Source organism: Halomonas sp. B23F22_20, from assembly GCF_043496985.1.
In the GTDB taxonomy this organism is placed as follows: domain Bacteria; phylum Pseudomonadota; class Gammaproteobacteria; order Pseudomonadales; family Halomonadaceae; genus Halomonas.
The window spans coordinates 1-18,305 of sequence record NZ_JBIEKH010000009.1 but is presented as its reverse complement, the minus strand read 5'-3'; the positions used below and the strand labels follow the sequence as shown (position 1 = coordinate 18,305).

The 18,305-nt window shown below is 65.2% G+C and carries 12 protein-coding genes; 10 read left to right on the top strand and 2 right to left on the bottom strand.

All coding sequences use genetic code 11. The annotated features are described in order from the left end of the window. Window positions 1-216 precede the first annotated feature (216 nt). Complete coding sequence (locus tag ACGTN6_RS08990) at window positions 217-1,488, top strand: malic enzyme-like NAD(P)-binding protein (protein WP_394591098.1); 1,272 nt, start codon at window positions 217-219, stop codon at window positions 1,486-1,488. 76 nt (window positions 1,489-1,564) lie between these two features. On the opposite strand, the gene ACGTN6_RS08985 is transcribed toward ACGTN6_RS08990, so the two are convergent. Further along, the gene (locus tag ACGTN6_RS08985) at window positions 1,565-2,311 is read right to left on the bottom strand and encodes a DUF481 domain-containing protein (protein ID WP_394591097.1); all 747 of its coding nucleotides are present in this window, start codon (window positions 2,309-2,311) and stop codon (window positions 1,565-1,567) included. A 67-nt stretch (window positions 2,312-2,378) separates the two neighbouring features. Further along, window positions 2,379-4,904, bottom strand: coding sequence for a penicillin-binding protein 1A (locus ACGTN6_RS08980; RefSeq protein WP_394591096.1), 2,526 nt, complete (start codon window positions 4,902-4,904; stop codon window positions 2,379-2,381). Between the two features lie 261 nt (window positions 4,905-5,165). Between ACGTN6_RS08980 and pilM the strand changes: the two genes are divergently transcribed. The 9 genes from pilM to ACGTN6_RS08935 all read left to right on the top strand — a co-directional run bounded on the left by pilM (window position 5,166) and on the right by ACGTN6_RS08935 (window position 18,106). After that, entirely contained in the window at window positions 5,166-6,227 is a 1,062-nt protein-coding gene (gene pilM, locus ACGTN6_RS08975) for a type IV pilus assembly protein PilM (protein WP_394591246.1), read from the top strand. Further along, window positions 6,224-6,784, top strand: a complete 561-nt coding sequence (locus tag ACGTN6_RS08970) for a PilN domain-containing protein (protein WP_394591094.1) — start codon at window positions 6,224-6,226, stop codon at window positions 6,782-6,784. Before pilM ends, ACGTN6_RS08970 begins: the two co-directional genes overlap by 4 nt. Further along, window positions 6,781-7,413 carry a type IV pilus inner membrane component PilO gene (locus ACGTN6_RS08965; RefSeq protein WP_394591092.1) on the top strand — a complete coding sequence of 211 codons (633 nt, stop codon included), beginning with the start codon at window positions 6,781-6,783 and terminating at the stop codon, window positions 7,411-7,413. Before ACGTN6_RS08970 ends, ACGTN6_RS08965 begins: the two co-directional genes overlap by 4 nt. After that, window positions 7,410-7,934: a pilus assembly protein PilP gene (locus ACGTN6_RS08960; RefSeq protein WP_394591090.1), complete on the top strand. Its 525-nt coding sequence runs from the start codon at window positions 7,410-7,412 to the stop codon at window positions 7,932-7,934. The genes ACGTN6_RS08965 and ACGTN6_RS08960 overlap by 4 nt, the downstream gene beginning before the upstream one ends. Before the next feature lie 71 nt (window positions 7,935-8,005). Then, window positions 8,006-10,111, top strand: a complete 2,106-nt coding sequence (gene pilQ, locus ACGTN6_RS08955) for a type IV pilus secretin PilQ (protein ID WP_394591088.1) — start codon at window positions 8,006-8,008, stop codon at window positions 10,109-10,111. After that, window positions 10,111-10,653 carry a shikimate kinase AroK gene (aroK, locus tag ACGTN6_RS08950; RefSeq protein ID WP_394591085.1) on the top strand — a complete coding sequence of 181 codons (543 nt, stop codon included), beginning with the start codon at window positions 10,111-10,113 and terminating at the stop codon, window positions 10,651-10,653. Before pilQ ends, aroK begins: the two co-directional genes overlap by 1 nt. A 3-nt stretch (window positions 10,654-10,656) precedes the next feature. Next, window positions 10,657-11,763, top strand: a complete 1,107-nt coding sequence (gene aroB / locus ACGTN6_RS08945) for a 3-dehydroquinate synthase (protein ID WP_394591083.1) — start codon at window positions 10,657-10,659, stop codon at window positions 11,761-11,763. A gap of 452 nt (window positions 11,764-12,215) precedes the next feature. Further along, window positions 12,216-16,664, top strand: coding sequence for a glutamate synthase large subunit (gene gltB / locus ACGTN6_RS08940; protein WP_394591081.1), 4,449 nt, complete (start codon window positions 12,216-12,218; stop codon window positions 16,662-16,664). Window positions 16,665-16,687: 23 nt separating this feature from the next. Then, window positions 16,688-18,106, top strand: a complete 1,419-nt coding sequence (locus ACGTN6_RS08935) for an FAD-dependent oxidoreductase (protein ID WP_394591079.1) — start codon at window positions 16,688-16,690, stop codon at window positions 18,104-18,106. Window positions 18,107-18,305: the final 199 nt, after the last annotated feature.

Here is an 18,305-nt window from a genome sequence, read left to right as displayed (position 1 = left end):
CGCCCCCGTGGCGGGTTCTTTTTTTGCGCTATTCTCAGGAGTGAAGCGCCACGATAAGTAATCCTTTATGGCATTCGTCGAAAGTATAAGTTGTAGCAAATATCGCCGAACGTCTTCGAATGAGGCTTCTAGTTGACGTAATTTTACTAAGTTGAGAAATGGAAGTTTTTTTTATATTCTCATCGCCCACCACACCATTCGAGACCGGATCCGAGCATGACAGACGCGAAGAGACAGGCGGCACTGGACTATCACGCGAAGCCCATTCCCGGAAAACTGTCGGTGGAGCTGACCAAGCCCACCGCTACCTCCCGGGATCTCTCCCTGGCCTATAGCCCGGGCGTCGCCGAGCCGGTTCGCGAGATTGCCCGTGACCCCGAGAATGCCTATCTCTATACCGGCAAGGGCAACCTGGTGGCCGTCATCTCCGACGGCAGCGCCATTCTCGGCCTCGGCAACCTGGGCGCTCTGGCGAGCAAGCCGGTCATGGAGGGCAAGGGCGTGCTGTTCAAGCGCTTTGCCGGTATCAACTCCACTGACCTGGAGGTCAATGCCGAGAGCCCCCAGGCCTTCATCGATACCGTGGCGCGCATCGCCGACACCTGGGGGGGCATCAACCTCGAGGACATCAAGGCGCCTGAGTGCTTCGAGATCGAGCGGGCGTTGGTCGAGCAGTGCAGCATTCCGGTGTTCCACGATGACCAGCACGGCACCGCTATCGTCACCGCGGCGGGCATGCTCAATGCGCTGGACATCGCCGGCAAGTCGCTGGAGAGCGCCAAGATCGTCTGTCTGGGCGCCGGAGCGGCAGCCATCGCCTGCATGAAGCTGCTGGTGTCCTGCGGCGCCAAGGCCGAGAATCTGGTGATGCTGGACCGCAAGGGCGTGATCCACAGCGGCCGCGAGGACCTGAACCAGTACAAGGCGATGTTCGCGGTCGAGACCGACAAGCGGACCCTGGATGACGCCATCGATGGCGCCGATGTGTTTGTCGGCCTTTCCGGTCCCGGCCTGATGACCGCTGACCACATTCGCAAGATGGCCGATAACCCGGTGGTCTTCGCCTGCACCAACCCGGATCCGGAAATCCAGCCGGATCTCGCCCGGGAAACCCGGCCCGACGTGATCATGGCCACCGGGCGCTCCGACTACCCCAACCAGGTCAACAACGTGTTGGGCTTTCCCTTCATCTTCCGCGGTGCGCTGGACGTGCGGGCGACCCGCATCAACGAGGAGATGAAGGTCGCGGCGGTCCACGCCCTGAAGGACCTGGCCCGGGAGCCGGTGCCCCAGGCGGTGCTGGATGCCTATGAGCGGGGCAGCATGAGCTTCGGGCGCGACTACATCATTCCCACGCCGGTGGATGTGCGGCTGCTGGAGCGGGTGTCCTCGGCGGTGGCCCAGGCGGCGGTGGATTCCGGTGTGGCGCGAAAGCCCTATCCGTCTCACTACCCGCTGAAGACCGTGGATGACGTCTACGGCGGCTGATCGCCAAGGCTTTTTTTCTTTGGATGCGACGCCGGCCCTCGGGCCGGCGTCGTCGTATCGTGTCGGCGTGCCCGAGTTACCAGTCGTAGAGCAGCGAGGCGCTGGTGATATGGTCGGTGCGAGCCATGGCCGCATCGGGCGGGCGGGAGTTGTGCTCGAGCTCGTAGGAAAGCTTGAGCGCCAGATGCGAGTTGAGGCGCGCGGTGAGGGTGGAGAGCGAGCGCGTGGTCAGGTTGGGGTCGGTGGCCTCCAGCGAGAGTTCCTGACCGAGGCTCGCGGTGTCGGAGAAATGCCAGCGATAGTCCAGCGCGCCGTAGATCACGCCGAGCCGGCGATCGCGGTCATCGGTCACGCTGTCGATGCGATAGCCGGGGCCGGTCTCCAGCGACAGTATGTGCCTTTCGTTACTCACCAGCTGCCGGCCATAGCCGCCGATCGCGGTGGCCTGGTAGTCGTAGCCGCTGAAGCGGTCCTTCTCCCAGCGGGTGAAGCCGAACAGGTAGTGCGGACCCTCGATGTCGATGCGCTCGCGGGCCGCCATCAGATACTGTTCCGCGCTGGTCTCGCTGTCCTGGGTGACGTGGCGGACCTCGCCGCGCAGGCTGTGGGTCAGGTTGCCGGTCAGCCAGACCAGGCGCCCCTTGGCGATCAGGGTCTGGCTGTTGGTATTGCCCTGCAGGTGGGTGAAGCCGAGTTCGGCTTCACCGCTCCAGGGGGGAGCGTCGTCCTCCGGCGGTGGCGGTGCATAGAAAGGGGATGCCTGGGCGATGCCCCCTGTCGTCAGCAGGCCTGACCAGAGGGCGAGGATCACCTTGAGACGCATGGGGCTTCTCGCGGTTGGTCCGGTGGAAAGAAGGTGAGGCGGCGGGCGCCGCCTCATCGGTTCGGGTCTAGAAGATGGCTTCGTAGGCGCCGGTCCCCTGGGAGCCGCTTTCCTGTTCCACCGCCTGGTCGACCCGCCGTGGCTGATAGCCGGGCAGGTGGTCGGCGCGGAACAGCTCCTGCATGCCGCCGGGCTGGTCGTCGTGCAGCAGGCGACCGGTGTCGGGGTCGATGCGTCGGGCGACCACGTCATCCGGACGGTCGGGCCAGTGCTCCGGGCGGTCCGCCAGGGCCTTGCCCATGAAGTCGATCCAGATCGGCAGAGCGGCCTGGGAGCCGTATTCCGCGGTGGAGGAGTTGTCGTCCTTGCCGACCCAGACGGTGGTGGCCAGGTCGGTGTTGAAGCCGGCGAACCAGGCGTCGCGCTGCTCGTTGGTGGTACCGGTCTTGCCGACGATGTCGCTGCGCTCCAGGGCCAGGGCACGGCGGGCGGTGCCATGCTCTACCACGTCGCGCAGCATGTCGCGAAGCAGGTAGACGGCGGCCGGGTCGGCCACGCGTGGGGCGACGCGATAGGTCTTGCCGTCGCGTTCGACGGTCTCCTGGCCATCGGCACACTCGCGGCAGGCCACCATCGGGTCGGCTTCGCCGACCACTGTCTGGCCCTCGCCGCGGGTCACCTTCTGGATCAGCCAGGGCTCGACGGCGAAGCCGCCGTTGGACAGCACCGCATAGCCGCGGGTCATCTCCAGAGGCGTCAGGCTGGTGGTGCCAAGGGCCAGCGAGAGGCCGTGGGGCAGCCGCTCGGGATCGAAGCCGAAATTCTCGAGGAAATCGATGGTGCGCTCCAGCCCGAGAGTCTGCATCAGGCGGATGGTGACCAGGTTGCGAGAACGCGCCAGGCCCTCGCGCAGCCGGGTCGGGCCGCGGAAGTCGCCGCTGGAATTGCTGGGGCGCCACAGCTCGCTGCTGCCGTCCTGCATCACCACCGGCGCATCGTTGATGACGGTAGCGGGATTTACCTCGCCGCTGTTCAGGCCCGCCAGGTAGACGAAGGGCTTGAAGATGGAGCCCGCCTGGCGGCGCGCCTGAAGGGCACGATTGAACTTGCTGGCGTCGAAGTCGAAGCCGCCCTGCAGGGCCAGGATGGCTCCTGTCTGCGGGTCCATTACCACTAGCGAGCCCTGGGCATCGGGTTTCTGGGAGAGTCGCCAGCTGCCGTCCTCGCGCTGGAGGGTGCGTACCAGGTCGCCGGGGCTGGCGATCTCGGCGGCCGAGCTCGGCGCCGCGCCGCGATAGCGGGCGTTGCGGTAGGGCTGGGCCCAGTCGAGGCCATTCCAGTCCAGAGTGCGGACTTCGCCGCCGCGGGCCAGGACGCGCATCTCGCGTCCCTCGCTCGCGACCACGATGGCCGGCTCCAACGGACCCAGCACCGGCGTGCGTTCCAGCACCTGAAGCCAGTTGCTGACGTCGCCTTCGACGCCCTCGACCTCGGTCTGGCTGCGCTCGGCAGCGCGCCGCGCGGTGGCCATGACTTCGGGTGATTCGGCGAGCTCTTCCTCGAGGCCTTCACGATCGGTGCGTTCCTGGGCCTCTGCCAGGCTGCGAGGGATATCGGTCTGCTCGGGTCCGCGCCAGCCGTGGCGGGTGTCATAGGCGATCAGGCCGTCGGCCAGGGCGCGACGGGCCTCGGGCTGGAGTTCGCTGTCCAGGGTGGTGGTGATGTGGTAGCCGCCGGTATAGGCGTCGTCGAAGTGGTCGACGGCGTACTGCCGAGCCATCTCGGCGACATAGTCGGCGGGGATCTCCGCCTTGGCCACGTGGCGGCTGGCGGTGATTGGCGCCTGGACGGCCTCGTCGTAGGCCGCCTGGTCGATGTAGCCCAGATCGCGCATGCGATACAGGATCCAGTTGCGGCGGATCAGGGCGCGCTCGGCGTTGGCCAGCGGATTGAAGGCGGACGGCGCCTTGGGAAGGCCGGCGATCATCGCCTGCTCGGCCAGGGTGAGCTCACCCAGGGGGCGATCGTAGTAGACCTCGGCGGCGGCAGCGATGCCGTAGGCGCGATGGCCGAGGAAGATCTTGTTGACGTAGAGCTCGAGAATCTCCTGCTTGCTGAGGATCTGCTCCATCTGCAGGGCCAGGAGGATCTCTCGAATCTTGCGGGTGAAGGTGCGGTCCAGGGTCAGCAGATAGTTGCGGGCCACCTGCATGGTGATGGTGGATCCGCCGGACTGGATGTCGCCACCGCTGGCGACCAGTTCGACGGCAGCGCGCAGCAGTCCCTTGGGATCGACCCCGTGGTGGTCGAAGTAGGCAGCGTCCTCGGCGGCCATGAGCGCCTGGACCATGCCCTCGGGTATCTCGTCGAACTCCACCGGGAGGCGACGCTCCTCACCGAACTCGCCGATCAGCTTGCCGTCGCGGGTGAAGATGCGCAGGGGAGTCTGCAACTCGAAATCCTGCAGCTGGCGCACGTCCGGCAGGCCGGGAGCGAAGTAGAGTGCGGCGCCTACCACGGCCAGGAGTGAGGCGGTGGACAGCGAGACCAGCAGCCAGAATGCCGAGAAAGCCAGGATTCTGAAGAACTTCATGAAAAGGCGGTATCCATGCTGAGAACGGGGGCGAAGGAAAGGGAGCGAATGGTTCCGGCGACGCGACGGCCATTATAGGAATCCGGCAGCGTGACCACCAGCGTTGACGTCTGGCGACACCCTTTCTCATGTGAGCTCATGAAATATCATGTAACCTCGATATACAGGCTTGGAATGATGGCTGCTGGTTCATTCACCCAGGGGCCGCAGCAGGACGATCACGCACGGTTCCATGCAGGAGTCGTCGGGAGTGTGGCCCAGATGCGACTAGGGGCATCCGGCAAGGGGCTGATCGGTGTCGACATCACGTCAGCCACCGTCAAGCTCATCGAGCTCAAGCGAGTCGGTGGCGGCTTTCAAGTCGAGAGCTACGCAGTGCGACCGCTTCGCGAAGGCGCCGTGGTCGAGCGGCGTATTCGCGATATGGGTGAAGTCGTCGATGCCCTGAAGCGTGCCGTGGATCATGCCAGGCCCACTGGCCGGCGGGTGTCGGTGGCGGTGCCGGCCAGTGCGGCGATCACCAAGACGCTGACACTGCCGGCAACGCTTTCCGATGACGAGATCGAGACCCGCATCCAGCTCGAGTCCGACAAGCATATCCCTTTTCCGTTCAGTGAGGTGGTCTTCGACTTCCAGCGTCTGGGGCTGAACGCGCGCTATGGTGATCAGCAGGACGTGTTGCTGGTGGCTTGTCGTCAGCAGGATGTCAGCCAGCTGACCGACGCCGTGCGCCAAGCGGGGCTGATCCCGGCCATGGTAGACGTCGAGACCTTCGCCATGGAGCGCGCCTATACCGAACTTGCCCTCCAGCTGCCGCCGACGGTCGGCCGTGACCATGACGTGGCGTTGGTGGACATCGGTGCCAACATGAACGCTTTCCATGTGCTGCGCGATGGCCGGATCATCTACAGCCGTGACACCGTCTTCGGGGGCCGCGCGCTGACCGAAGAGATCCGCAGCCGCTATGGGTTAAGTCTTGAAGAGGCTGGCCTTGCCAAGAAGCGCGGAGGCTTGCCGGAGGATTACCCGCGCAGCGTCCTCGCTCCCTTTCTCGACACCCTTGGCCAGCAGGTCGGGCGTTCCTTGCAGCTCTATTACACCTCCGGACGCAAGCGGGAAGTGCGGTGGATGCTGTTGGCCGGTGGCGGCAGCGTGCTGCCTGGATTGACGGATCGTCTGGCGGAAGAGAGCGGGATGGAGGTGGTGATCGCCAACCCCTTTCACCGTATGAAGGTGAATCCGCGGGTCGATGTCCCAACCCTGGCGGGGGATGCGCCAGCCATGCTGACGGCCTGTGGGCTGGCGATGAGGGGGCGCAAATGACCGTCGAGATCAACCTGTTGCCCTGGCGCGAAGCGCGGCGTCAGCGGCGCAGCAAGCGTTTCTACCTCTCCCTGGGGCTGGCTGCTCTGGTCGGTCTGGGCGGCGGATATGCCGTGACTTGGCACTATGAACAGCAGCTCATTGCCCAGCAGCAGCGCCATGATTTGATCCGTCGACGCACCGCGGAGCTCGATCGTGACATCCTTACGGTCAGCCAGTACGAGGCACAGGTCGAGGACCTCGCTCGACGTCTCGAGGTGTTTCAGCGCTTGCAGTTCGGGCGTCCGCAGACCGTGCATGTCTTCAATGCTCTGGCGGCGAGCCTCGAGGAGGGGGTGCATTATTCGCGTCTGTCGCGCCAGGGTGATCAGTTGCGACTGGTCGGCATGGCCGAAGACAATCGGCACGTGTCCGATCAGTTGCGCGGGCTTGAGAACTCGCCGGTGTTTGATGTGCCGGTGCTCTCCGAGGTCGAGACCGCCGAGGGGCAGCGGCGCTTCGCGCTTACCGTCGGCCAGCACATGCCGAATCGCGAGCGCCAGGGGGTGACGCCATGACGCTGGCCGCCGAGCTTCGCCGTCTACGCGAGCTGGACTGGGGCGAGTTGGACATCAAGGAGGCCGGCAGTTGGCCCGTGTCACTGCAATGGCTGTGCTGCCTGTTGGTGCTGGTGCTGACGTTCTCCGGGCTCTACTGGTATCTGGGGGCGTCGAAGGCCGAAGAGCTGCGTGGCGCCCGCCAGGAGGAAGCGCGGCTGCTGCGGGATTTTCGCGGCAAGGCAGCCCAGGTGGCCAACCTGTCCGGTCTGCGCGAACAGGTGGAGGCGCTCGACGCGCGACTGGAAGGCCTGGTGGCCATGCTGCCCAGTGGGCCCGAGATACCGTCGTTGATTGACGACATCAGTGAGGCGGCCCTCGATAACCAGCTCTCCATCGATGCTATCCGCCTGCAACCTCCTGTCGAGCAGGAGTTCTACGTGGGACGTCCGTTCGATATCCGGGTGCGGGGAGACTATCACCGCCTTGGCTCCTTCATCTCCGCTGTCGCCGATCTGCCACGTGTCGTCACTCTGCATGATTTCGAGCTGGCGCCCACGGGCGACGGCGAACTGGCGCTGTCGATGCTGGCACGCACCTACAGCTATCGCTCCTCGACGGCGACGGTCGAGCAGCAGGGGGAGCCATGAGAGCCTGGCTGCGTATCGTGGCCGTACTGCCTTCGGCGCTGGCGCTCGGGGCCTGTCATGACGGCGATATGACGGGGCTCGAGCGCCAGCTTGCCGAACTGCGAGCCGATCCGGGCAATGTCACGCTCGATCCGTTGCCACCGATGCCGGTCTATCGCTCGGTAGACTATCGCTTCGCCGATCGACGCAGCCCTTTTCAGGCGCAGTTGCCGGAAGCTCACGAGTTGCCGGCGGGGGACGTCGATCTGACGCCGGACGCCTCGCGCCCCAAGGAGCCCCTGGAGGCCTACGATCTCGAGCAGCTTGACCTGGTGGGAATTCTGACGGTGGGGGACGTGGCCTCTGCCCTGGTCAAGGCGCCGGACGGCCATGTGCATCGGCTGCGCGTGGGTGATCATCTGGGCACGGATTATGGGCGTATCGTCGGCATCACCGAGGCTTCGGTGCAGCTGGTAGAGGTCGTGCCTACCGGTCGGGGTGGTTGGATCGAGCGCAGTATCCAGCTGTCGCTGGATGGCTAGTTCATCTTGCGTCGCCTGATCGGCGAGGGAAAGACCGCTAAAGGGAGAGGCAGCTAAAGGGAGAGAGAACCATGGCAACGATGATGCGCGCTCTCGCGGCTCTGGCCATGTGGGTGGTCTCCACCACCGCCATCGCGGCCTCGACGCTGACCGACCTCGATGTTCGCCAGGGCGATGGCGAGGCGCTGGAGGTCGATCTGGTGTTCGATGGTGCAGTGCCTGAGGTGAGGGGATATCGTCTCGATGATCCGGCGCGACTGACCATCGATCTCATGGACACGCGCAGCGCCCTGGATCGGCGGCGCCAGGCGCTGGGCATCGGTGGGGTCGAGCGTGTCACCGTCCTGGAGGCGGGGTCGCGGACGCGGCTGGTGTTCGATCTCTCGGGGCCATTGCCTTATGACACCACGCAGCAGGGTAATCGCTTGCGTCTGTCGATCGGGGAGAATGTTGCGGTCTCCTCGTCGGCCGCCGCGAATGCCTCGACCGCTACATCCGCAGTGAGTGACGCTTCCTATACGACCGGGCCCAGCATCACCGATATCGACTTTCGCCGAGGCGACGAGGGCGGTGGCCGCGTCGTGGTGTCCTTCGACCGGGTCGGGGTCGATGCTCGGGTCAGCGAGAGCGGCGATTCGGATATCGTGGCTCGCTTGAATGGCGTCAACCTGCCGGCCTCGCTCAACCAGATCTATGACGTCACCGACTTCGGCACGCCCCTGCGGCGCATCACGCCAAGGGTCGGGCGTGATGGCGTTACCCTCGAGATCCAGGGCAGTGGCGACTTCGCCATGCTATCCACCCAGGCCGGGCGGCAGCTGGTCATCTCGGCTCAGCCGGTCAGTACCCAGGCGCGCGATCGCGAGGAGCGCGAGCCGTTTCCCTATACCGGTGAGCGCATCACCCTGAACTTCCAGGACATCGAGGTGCGCTCGGTGCTGGCGGTCATCGCCGACTTCACCGGCTTGAATCTCGTGGCCAGTGACAGCGTCACCGGTCGGGTCACGCTCAATCTCGAGGACGTGCCCTGGGATCAGGCCCTGGATCTGGTGCTCAAGAGCCATGGCCTGGCCAGTCGCCAGGAAGGCAACGTCATCGTGGTGGCGCCGGCCGAGGAGCTGGCGGTCCGCGAGCAGCTGGAACTGCAGACTCGTGAGCAGCTCGAGACCCTGGCGCCCATGGAGACCGCATACATTCAGGTCAAGTACGCCAAGGCCGAGGATCTCGCCCAGCTGTTGCGTGGCGAAAGCGGTTTCGGGCTGCTGACCGAGCGTGGGCGCGTTGCCGTGGATCCACGGACCAATACGCTGCTGGTGCAGGACACCGCCGCCCAGATCGACAGCATTCGGCAGACCCTGGCGCGACTCGACGTGGCCGTGCGTCAGGTACAGATCGAGGCGAGGATCGTCATCGCCCGGGACAGCGCGACTCGGGAGCTGGGGGTCAACTGGGGGCTGTCGACCGATGGCGACGGGCGGCTCGACCTGGGCGGCGCTTCCAGTGGGCAGGCATTGAGCCAGGACGGACAGCGCTATGCCGACGGCCGGTATACCGGCCAGTTCGAGGATCCCGGCGGCTCCGTGTTCGAGCGCGGTGGGCTGGCGGTGGATCTGGGCAGCGAGAACCCCACCACCAGCTTTTCCTTCGGCTACCTCTCCGGCGACATCCTTCTCGATCTGGAGCTGAGAGCCCTGGAGAGTGAAGGCAAGAGCCAGACCATCTCCCAGCCGCGGGTGATCACCGCCAACCAGAGTACTGCCGTGATCAAGCAGGGCACCGAGATCCCCTATCAGGAGTCGACCTCCAGCGGGGCGACCGACACCGAGTTCAAGGAAGCGGTACTGTCGCTGGAGGTGACGCCGCAGATTACCCCGGACGATCGCATCATCATGGATCTGGCCATCAACAACGATACCGTGGGGGAAATGTTCAACGGCGTGCCCGCCATCGATACCAACGAGATCAACACCCAGGTGCTGGTGAGCGACGGCGAGACCGTGGTGCTGGGCGGTATTCTGACCACCGAGCAGGTACGTAGCCTGTTCAAGACGCCCCTGCTCGGCGACCTGCCGGTGCTCGGAAATCTGTTCCGCTATACCGAGGACTCCAACGATAAGGTAGAGTTGCTGGTATTCATCACGCCCCGAATACTGGATGACAACCTGGCGATTCGCTGATGCCGGCATTACCCAACCTGATATTGATTGGCCCCATGGGGGCCGGAAAGAGCACCATCGGCCGCCTTCTGGCGGCCGAGCTATCACGAGATTTCTTCGACAGCGACCATGAGATTCAGGATCGTTGCGGTGCCGACATTCCCTGGATCTTCGACGTCGAGGGCGAGGCGGGCTTCCGCGAGCGCGAGACGCAGATGATCCAAGAGCTGGCAACGCGCGAGGGAGTGGTCATCGCCACCGGCGGTGGCGCCGTGCTGCGCGAGGAGAACCGCCGGATGCTGCGCGACGGTGGTACGGTGATCTATCTCTACACTACCGTGGAGCAACAGCTGCGGCGAACCGCCAAGGATCGCAACCGTCCACTGCTGCAGCGTGGCGACCGCGAGCAGGTGCTCGAGGAGATGTTCCGGACGCGCGACCCGCTCTATCGGGCGACCGCCGACATGGTGGTGCGTACCGATCGCCGTGGCCCTCGTGCGGTGTCCAACGAGATCGTGCGTCGCGTCGAGCGGATGATCGATCCCCTTCATTGCAAGGCCTGAACCATGACCCGACCCGAAGAGGCCCAGAGCACCCTGCGCGTCGCCCTGGGTGAGCGTAGCTATCCCATCCATATCGGCCCTGGTCTGCTAGGGGACCCCCAACGGCTGAGACCCCATCTCGCTGGTCGCCAGGTGATGGTGGTGACCAACGAGACCGTGGCGCCGCTCTACCTGGAGCGGCTCAAGGCCGGCCTGGGCGATGACCTGACGGTGCGTGAGCTGGTGCTGCCGGACGGTGAAGCCACCAAGACCCTGGCCAGCGTCGAGCGCATCTGGGATGCCCTGCTCGAGGCCGGGTTCAATCGCCGCTGTACCCTGGTGGCGCTGGGTGGCGGGGTGATCGGTGACATGGTCGGCTTCGCGGCGGCTTGCTACCAGCGCGGTGTGGCCTTCGTGCAGGTGCCGACCACGCTGCTGTCCCAGGTCGATTCCTCGGTGGGCGGCAAGACCGGCGTCAATCACCCTCGCGGCAAGAACATGATCGGCGCCTTCTGGCAGCCCCGGGCGGTGCTGATCGATACCGATACCCTGTCGACGCTGCCGGCGCGTGAGCTGTCTGCAGGCCTGGCCGAAGTGATCAAGTATGGCCTGATCCGCGATGCCGATTTCCTGGCCTGGCTGGAGGCGAACATGCCGGCGCTGCAGGGGCTCGAGGTCGTCGCCCTGGCCCGTGCCATCGAGCGCAGCTGCAGCCTCAAAGCCGAGATCGTTGCCGAGGACGAGACCGAGCAGGGGGTGAGGGCACTGCTCAACCTGGGCCATACCTTCGGGCATGCCATCGAGACCCATCAGGGCTATGGTTGCTGGTTGCACGGTGAGGCGGTGGGGGCAGGCATGCTGATGGCGGCGGAGTTGTCCCGGCGGCTGGGTTGGCTGTCCGAAGCCGATGTGGCGCGCACTCGTGCGATCCTGGAAGACGCCGGTCTACCGTTGGCTGCGCCGGTCGAGATGGGCGTCGAAGACTTCGTGTCGATCATGCGTCTGGACAAGAAGAATCTCGACGAGCGCCTGCGATTGATCCTGCTGACGCGCCTCGGGGAGGCCTGTGTTCACGACGAGACCCCTCCCGACACCTTGGCTGCTCTGTTGGAAGCATTTCCCCGACGCTGACGACGCGTTCTGGTTGTCGCTCTCTCGACGCCCGCTGCCTTTCGCAGCGGGCGTCGTCGTTTGTGGAAACCCTTTGCACGATGGGGTGGTAGGGGTGTCAAGAATTATGGAACGCGCATGCCATATGCAGCATCGGCATGGGGGTTATCTGGGGTGATAGACCAAAGTCTATGTGTGAAGTGTCAATGGGAAGTGCCGGCGAGAGGGCGGTGCAAGCCGTTGAGTTGTGGTGGTTTTTTTCTTGAGCGGTTCGCCAAGTAGCGGATTTGACAATGATTTTTGGGGTGGTGGCGAGGCGGGGGCATTGCATGGGAAGGGGGCGGTGGCTATGCTGTCAAACCTTTTGCCGCGCAGTCATGATGCCGCAGAATGGGCATCATAAAAAAAGAAAAACTTTAAATAATACCACAAAAATACTGCGAATGAAATCCTTTCAACACTGAGGCACGCCCATGAACAGAGGTCTTCACCAACCCGGCGAGTTTCGCGACAACTGCGGGTTCGGACTGATCGCCCATATGGAGGGTCAGGCCAGCCACGATCTGCTGCAGACCGCTATCGAATCACTGACCTGCATGACCCACCGGGGCGGTATCGCCGCAGATGGCAAGACCGGCGACGGCTGTGGCCTGCTGCTCAAGATGCCCGAAGCCTTCATGCGCGCCACCGCCAAGGAAGCCTTGGGTATCGAGCTCGGGGAGCGCTTTGCCGTGGGAACCGTCTTCCTGCCCGATGACGACGCCCGTGAGACACGGGGGCGTGAGACGCTCGAGCAGGAGTTGGCGGGTCGTGGCCTCAAGGTATTGGGCTGGCGCGAGGTGCCGGTCGATCCCAGCGTCTGCGGGCCCATGGCCCTGGACTGCCTGCCGCGCATTCGTCAGCTGTTCGTCGAGCCTGGCGAGACCGCCGCGGACACCTTTGACGTCGAACTCTTCATGGCCCGTCGCCGAACCGAGCAGGCGCTGCGCGACGACGAGGATTTCTACGTCTGTTCGCTGTCCTCCGAGGTCGTCTCCTACAAGGGGCTGGTGATGCCGGTGGATCTTCCGGCTTTCTACCGGGATCTGGGCGACGAGCGGCTCGAGACCGCCATCTGCGTCTTCCACCAGCGCTTTTCCACCAATACCGCGCCGCGCTGGCCGCTGGCCCAGCCGTTCCGTCTGCTGGCCCACAACGGCGAGATCAACACCATCCAGGCCAACCGTGGCTGGGCCAATTCGCGCAAGGAGAACTTCACCAGCGCGCGCTTGCCCGACATCGCCGAGCTGGACGAGATCGTCAATACCACCGGGTCCGATTCCTCGAGCATGGACAACATGCTCGAAGTCCTGCTGACCGGGGGCATGGAGCTGCATCGTGCGGTGCGCATGATGGTGCCGCCGGCCTGGCAGAACGTCGAGATCATGGACGGCGATCTGCGCGCCTTCTACGAGTACAACTCCATGCATGTGGAGCCCTGGGATGGCCCGGCCGGCGTGGTCATGACCGATGGTCGCCAGGCGGTGTGCATGCTCGACCGCAACGGTCTGCGCCCGGCGCGCTGGGTGATCACCAAAAGCGGCTACATCACCCTGGCGTCCGAGATCGGCACCTACGACTACAAGCCCGAAGACGTCGTGGCCAAGGGCCGCGTCGGCCCCGGCCAGATTCTGGCTGTGGATACCCAGACCGGCGAGGTGCTGCATACCGAGGACGTCGACTCGCGCCTCAAGTCCGCCTATCCCTACAAGCGCTGGCTCAAGCAGGAGGCCAGCTATCTGGAGTCGGCGCTCACCGAGCTGGCGCGTTTCCAGAACATGGACGCCGATGCCTTGGCGGTGCAGCAGAAGATGTTCCAGGTCAGCTTCGAGGAGCGTGACCAGGTACTGCGCCCGCTGGCCGAGAGTGGCCAGGAAGCGGTGGGCTCCATGGGTGACGATACCCCCATGGCGGTGCTCTCCGGCAAGCATCGGCTGCTGACCGACTACTTCCGCCAGAAGTTCGCTCAGGTGACCAATCCGGCTATCGATCCGCTGCGCGAAGCGATCGTGATGTCGCTCGAGAGCTGCATCGGGTCCGAGCGCAACGTCTTCGAGGCGACGCCGGAGCATGCACACCGGCTGATCCTGACCACTCCGGTGCTGTCGCCGCGCAAGTTTTCCGCCCTGGTGGCCCACGAGGATCCGGCGTTCGTCAGCCACACTCTGTCGCTGGCCTATGATCCCGAGGTCACCGGTCTCAAGGGGGCGCTCCAGGCACTATGTGCCGAGGCCGAGCAGGCTGCACGCGACGGCAAGGTGCTGCTGGTGCTTTCCGACGCCGAGCTTGAGAAGGGGCAGCTGCCGATTCATGCCGCCCTGGCGGTGGGTGCCGTGCATCATCACCTCGGTCGCCTGGCCCTACGGCCGCGGGTCAACCTGATCGTCGAGACCGGCTACGCCCGCGACGCCCACCAGATGGCAGTGCTGTTCGGTGTGGGTGCCACGGCCGTCTATCCGTGGCTGGCCTACCAGGTCATGGCCGACATGCATCGCACCGGCGAGCTGGTTGGCAATCCGGCCGATGCCCGCGAGAACTATCGCAAGGGTCTGCAGAAGGGCCTGTTCAAGATCCTTTCCAAGATGGGGATCTCGACGCTGGCGTCCTATCGCGGCTCCCAGCTGTTCGAGGCGGTGGGCCTGGCCTCCGAGGTCATGGACCTGTGTTTCACCGGCATGGCCTCGCGGATCGAGGGCACCGGCTTCGCCGAGCTGCAGATGCAGCAGGAGCTGCTGGCCAAGACGGCCTGGACGCCGCGCAAGGGCATCTCTCACGGCGGCCTGATGAAGTACGTCCACGGCCACGAGTACCACGCCTACAACCCGGACGTGGTCAAGGCTCTGCAGGAGGCGGTTCAGGAGGGCGATTACGCCAAGTGGAAGACGTTCGCGGCGCTGGTCAACGAGCGTGACCCGGCGACCATTCGTGACCTGCTGCGGCTGAAACCGGCCGAAACGGCGCTGCCGCTGGACGAGGTCGAGCCCGTCGAGGACCTGCTGCCGCGCTTCGACAGCGCCGGCATGTCGCTGGGCGCGCTGTCGCCGGAGGCACACGAGGCCCTGGCTCAAGCCATGAACGAGGCCGGTGGTCGCTCCAATTCCGGCGAGGGCGGCGAGGATCCGGCCCGCTACGGCACCATTCGCTCTTCCAAGATCAAGCAGATCGCCTCGGGGCGCTTCGGCGTGACGCCGGCCTACCTGGCCAACGCCGAGGTACTGCAGATCAAGGTGGCGCAGGGCGCCAAGCCCGGTGAGGGCGGTCAGCTGCCCGGCGGCAAGGTGAACGGACTGATCGCTCGGCTGCGCTATGCGGTGCCCGGCGTGACCCTGATCTCGCCGCCGCCGCACCACGACATCTATTCCATCGAGGACCTGGCCCAGCTGATCTTCGACCTCAAGCAGGTCAATCCGAGCGCCCAAGTATCGGTGAAGCTGGTCTCGGAGCCGGGCATCGGCACCATCGCCACCGGCGTGGCCAAGGCCTATGCCGATTTGATCACCGTCTCCGGCTATGACGGCGGTACCGCGGCGAGTCCGCTGACCTCGATCAAGCACGCCGGCAGCCCCTGGGAGCTGGGTCTGCCCGAGGTGCACCAGGCGCTGCGCATCAACGGCCTGCGCGACAAGATTCGCCTGCAGACCGATGGCGGTCTGAAGACCGGTCTCGACGTCATCAAGGCGGCGATTCTCGGCGCCGAAAGCTTCGGTTTCGGCACCGCGCCGATGGTCGCGCTGGGCTGCAAGTACCTGCGAATCTGCCACCTCAACAACTGCGCGACCGGGGTCGCCACCCAGCACCAGTACCTGCGCGACGAGCACTTCCGTGGCACCGTCGACATGGTCAAGCACTACTTCCGCTTCATCGCCGAGGAGGTGCGTGAGCTGATGGCGATGCTGGGCGTGCGCCAGCTCACCGACCTGATCGGCCGCACCGACCTGCTCGAGGCGATCGAAGGGGTGACCGATTCCCAGCGTCGGCTGGACCTGTCGCCGCTGATGACCAACGACTTCGTGCCCGCCGAGGCGCCGCAGTTCTGCCAGGTCAGCCGTAACGTGCCCCATGATCCGGGTGCCAAGAACCAGGAGGTGCTCGAAGCGCTGAAGACGGCCATCGAGGACAAGTCCGGTGGCGAGTTCGAGTTTGCGATCACCAACTGCGACCGCTCTGTGGGTGCCCTGGTCTCCGGCACCATCGCCAAGCGCCATGGCGAAGCGGGCCTCGAGGATGCCCCGGTGACCGCCCGCTTCACCGGCGTGGCCGGCCAGAGCTTCGGGGTGTGGAACGCCAGCGGCCTGCACCTCTACCTGGAAGGCGACGCCAACGACTATGTCGGCAAGGGCATGAACGGCGGCAAGGTGGTGATCGTGCCACCGCGCGAGAGCCAGTTCGAGAGCCACAAGACGGCGATCATCGGCAATACCTGCCTGTACGGCGCCACCGGCGGCAAGCTGTTCGCCGCAGGCACCGCCGGAGAGCGCTTCGGGGTGCGCAACTCCGGCGCCCACGCGGTGATCGAGGGGGCTGGGGACCACTGCTGCGAGTACATGACCGGTGGTCTGGTCGCGGTGCTGGGCGAGACCGGTGTCAACTTCGGTGCCGGCATGACGGGCGGCTTCGCCTACGTGCTGGACGAGGACCGCACCTTCGTCGACAAGTACAACCATGAACTGGTGGAAATCCACCGCGTCAACACCGAGGCCATGGAGGCCCATCGGCGACACCTGAGGGAGATCATCGAGGAGTTCGTCGCGGAAACCGGCTCGCAGCGCGGCCGCGACATCCTCGAGGACTTCAGCGACTTCATCCGCCACTTCTGGCTGGTGAAGCCCAAGGCGGCGAGTCTCGCCAGCCTGCTGGATGAATCCCGTCGGCGTCCCGAGTAAGCCTGCAGAGAGGAGAACACAACATGGCCAACCGTTTGAGCAACGACTTTCAGTTCATCGACGTGGGGCGTCAGGATCCGGAGAAGAAGCCGGCCGTGACGCGGGCGAAGCAGTTCGCCGAGATCTATGAGCCGTTCAAGCCCCAGGACGCGGCGACCCAGGCGCATCGCTGTCTGCACTGCGGCAACCCCTACTGCGAGTGGAAGTGCCCGGTCCACAACTATATTCCCAACTGGCTGCAGCTGGTCAGCGAGGGCAACATCCTGGAGGCCGCCGAGCTCTCCCACCGTACCAACTCGCTGCCCGAGGTGTGCGGCCGGGTGTGCCCGCAGGATCGCCTGTGCGAGGGTGATTGCACCCTCAATGACGGCTTCGGGGCCGTGACCATCGGCTCGGTGGAGAAGTACATCACCGATACCGCCTTCGCCATGGGCTGGCGGCCGGACATGTCCCAGGTCACCTGGACCGACAAGAAGGTGGCGATCATCGGTGCCGGTCCGGCGGGGCTCGGCTGTGCCGATATCCTGGTGCGTAACGGCGTCAAGCCGGTCGTATTCGACAAGTATCCCGAGATCGGCGGGCTGCTGACCTTCGGCATTCCCGAGTTCAAGCTCGAGAAGACCGTGATGGAGCGCCGCCGCGCCGTCTTCGAGGAGATGGGCGTGGAATTCTGCCTGGGTGTCGAGATCGGCAAGGACATCCCTTTCGATAGCCTGCTCGCCGAGTACGACGCCGTCTTCCTCGGCATGGGCACCTACAAGTACATGGAGGGTGGCTTCCCGGGCGAGGACCTGCCGGGTGTGCACAAGGCGCTGGACTACCTGATCGCCAACGTGAACCACTGCCTGGGCTTCGAGAAGGACCCGGCGGACTACGTCTCCCTGGAAGGGCAAAAGGTCGTGGTCCTGGGCGGCGGTGATACTGCCATGGACTGCAACCGCACCGCCATCCGTCAGGGAGCCGAGGCGGTGACCTGTGCCTACCGCCGCGACGAGGACAACATGCCCGGGTCGCGCAAGGAGGTAGCCAACGCCCGCGAGGAAGGCGTGGAGTTCCTGTTCAATCGCCAGCCGGTAGCGGTGGTCGGCGAGGACAAGGTCGAGGGCGTGAAGGTCGTCCGCACCCGTCTCGGCGAGCCCGACGAGAACGGCCGCCAGCGCCCCGAGGTGGTGCCCGGCTCCGAGGAAGTGGTGGCCGCCGATGCCGTGGTCATTGCCTTCGGCTTCCAGCCGAGCCCGGCGCCCTGGTTCGACACCGTGGGCATCGAGCTCGACGAGCGCGGCCGGGTCAAGGCTCCCGAGCACGGCGCCTACGCCTTCCAGACCACCAACGAGAAGATCTTCGCCGGTGGTGACATGGTGCGCGGCTCCGATCTGGTGGTTACTGCGGTGTTCGAAGGTCGGCAGGCCGGTGAGGGCATCCTCGACTACCTGGAGGTATAAGGCTCAGCTCGGGCCTCGGGCCTCGAGCGAGACGCTTTGCGTCAGCCGCGGGCAGGACGGCATTATCATCCTGCCCGCAGCCCGCAGCCCGCAGCCCGCAGCCCGCAGCCCGCAGCCCGCAGCCCGCAGCCCGCAGCCCGCAGCCCGCAGCCCGCAGCCCGCAGCCCGCAGCCCGCAGCCCGCAGCCCGCAGCCCGCAG

What these genes read in the sequence shown, in the direction of transcription:
- ACGTN6_RS08935 (WP_394591079.1), top strand. Translation starts at nt 16,688, where the DNA reads ATGGCCAACCGTTTGAGCAACGACTTTCAGTTCATCGACGTGGGGCGT.
- gltB (WP_394591081.1), top strand. Translation starts at nt 12,216, where the DNA reads ATGAACAGAGGTCTTCACCAACCCGGCGAGTTTCGCGACAACTGCGGG.
- aroK (WP_394591085.1), top strand. Translation starts at nt 10,111, where the DNA reads ATGCCGGCATTACCCAACCTGATATTGATTGGCCCCATGGGGGCCGGA.
- ACGTN6_RS08985 (WP_394591097.1), bottom strand. Translation starts at nt 2,311, where the DNA reads ATGCGTCTCAAGGTGATCCTCGCCCTCTGGTCAGGCCTGCTGACGACA.
- ACGTN6_RS08990 (WP_394591098.1), top strand. Translation starts at nt 217, where the DNA reads ATGACAGACGCGAAGAGACAGGCGGCACTGGACTATCACGCGAAGCCC.
- ACGTN6_RS08970 (WP_394591094.1), top strand. Translation starts at nt 6,224, where the DNA reads ATGACCGTCGAGATCAACCTGTTGCCCTGGCGCGAAGCGCGGCGTCAG.
- ACGTN6_RS08965 (WP_394591092.1), top strand. Translation starts at nt 6,781, where the DNA reads ATGACGCTGGCCGCCGAGCTTCGCCGTCTACGCGAGCTGGACTGGGGC.
- ACGTN6_RS08980 (WP_394591096.1), bottom strand. Translation starts at nt 4,904, where the DNA reads ATGAAGTTCTTCAGAATCCTGGCTTTCTCGGCATTCTGGCTGCTGGTC.
- pilM (WP_394591246.1), top strand. Translation starts at nt 5,166, where the DNA reads ATGCGACTAGGGGCATCCGGCAAGGGGCTGATCGGTGTCGACATCACG.
- ACGTN6_RS08960 (WP_394591090.1), top strand. Translation starts at nt 7,410, where the DNA reads ATGAGAGCCTGGCTGCGTATCGTGGCCGTACTGCCTTCGGCGCTGGCG.
- aroB (WP_394591083.1), top strand. Translation starts at nt 10,657, where the DNA reads ATGACCCGACCCGAAGAGGCCCAGAGCACCCTGCGCGTCGCCCTGGGT.
- pilQ (WP_394591088.1), top strand. Translation starts at nt 8,006, where the DNA reads ATGGCAACGATGATGCGCGCTCTCGCGGCTCTGGCCATGTGGGTGGTC.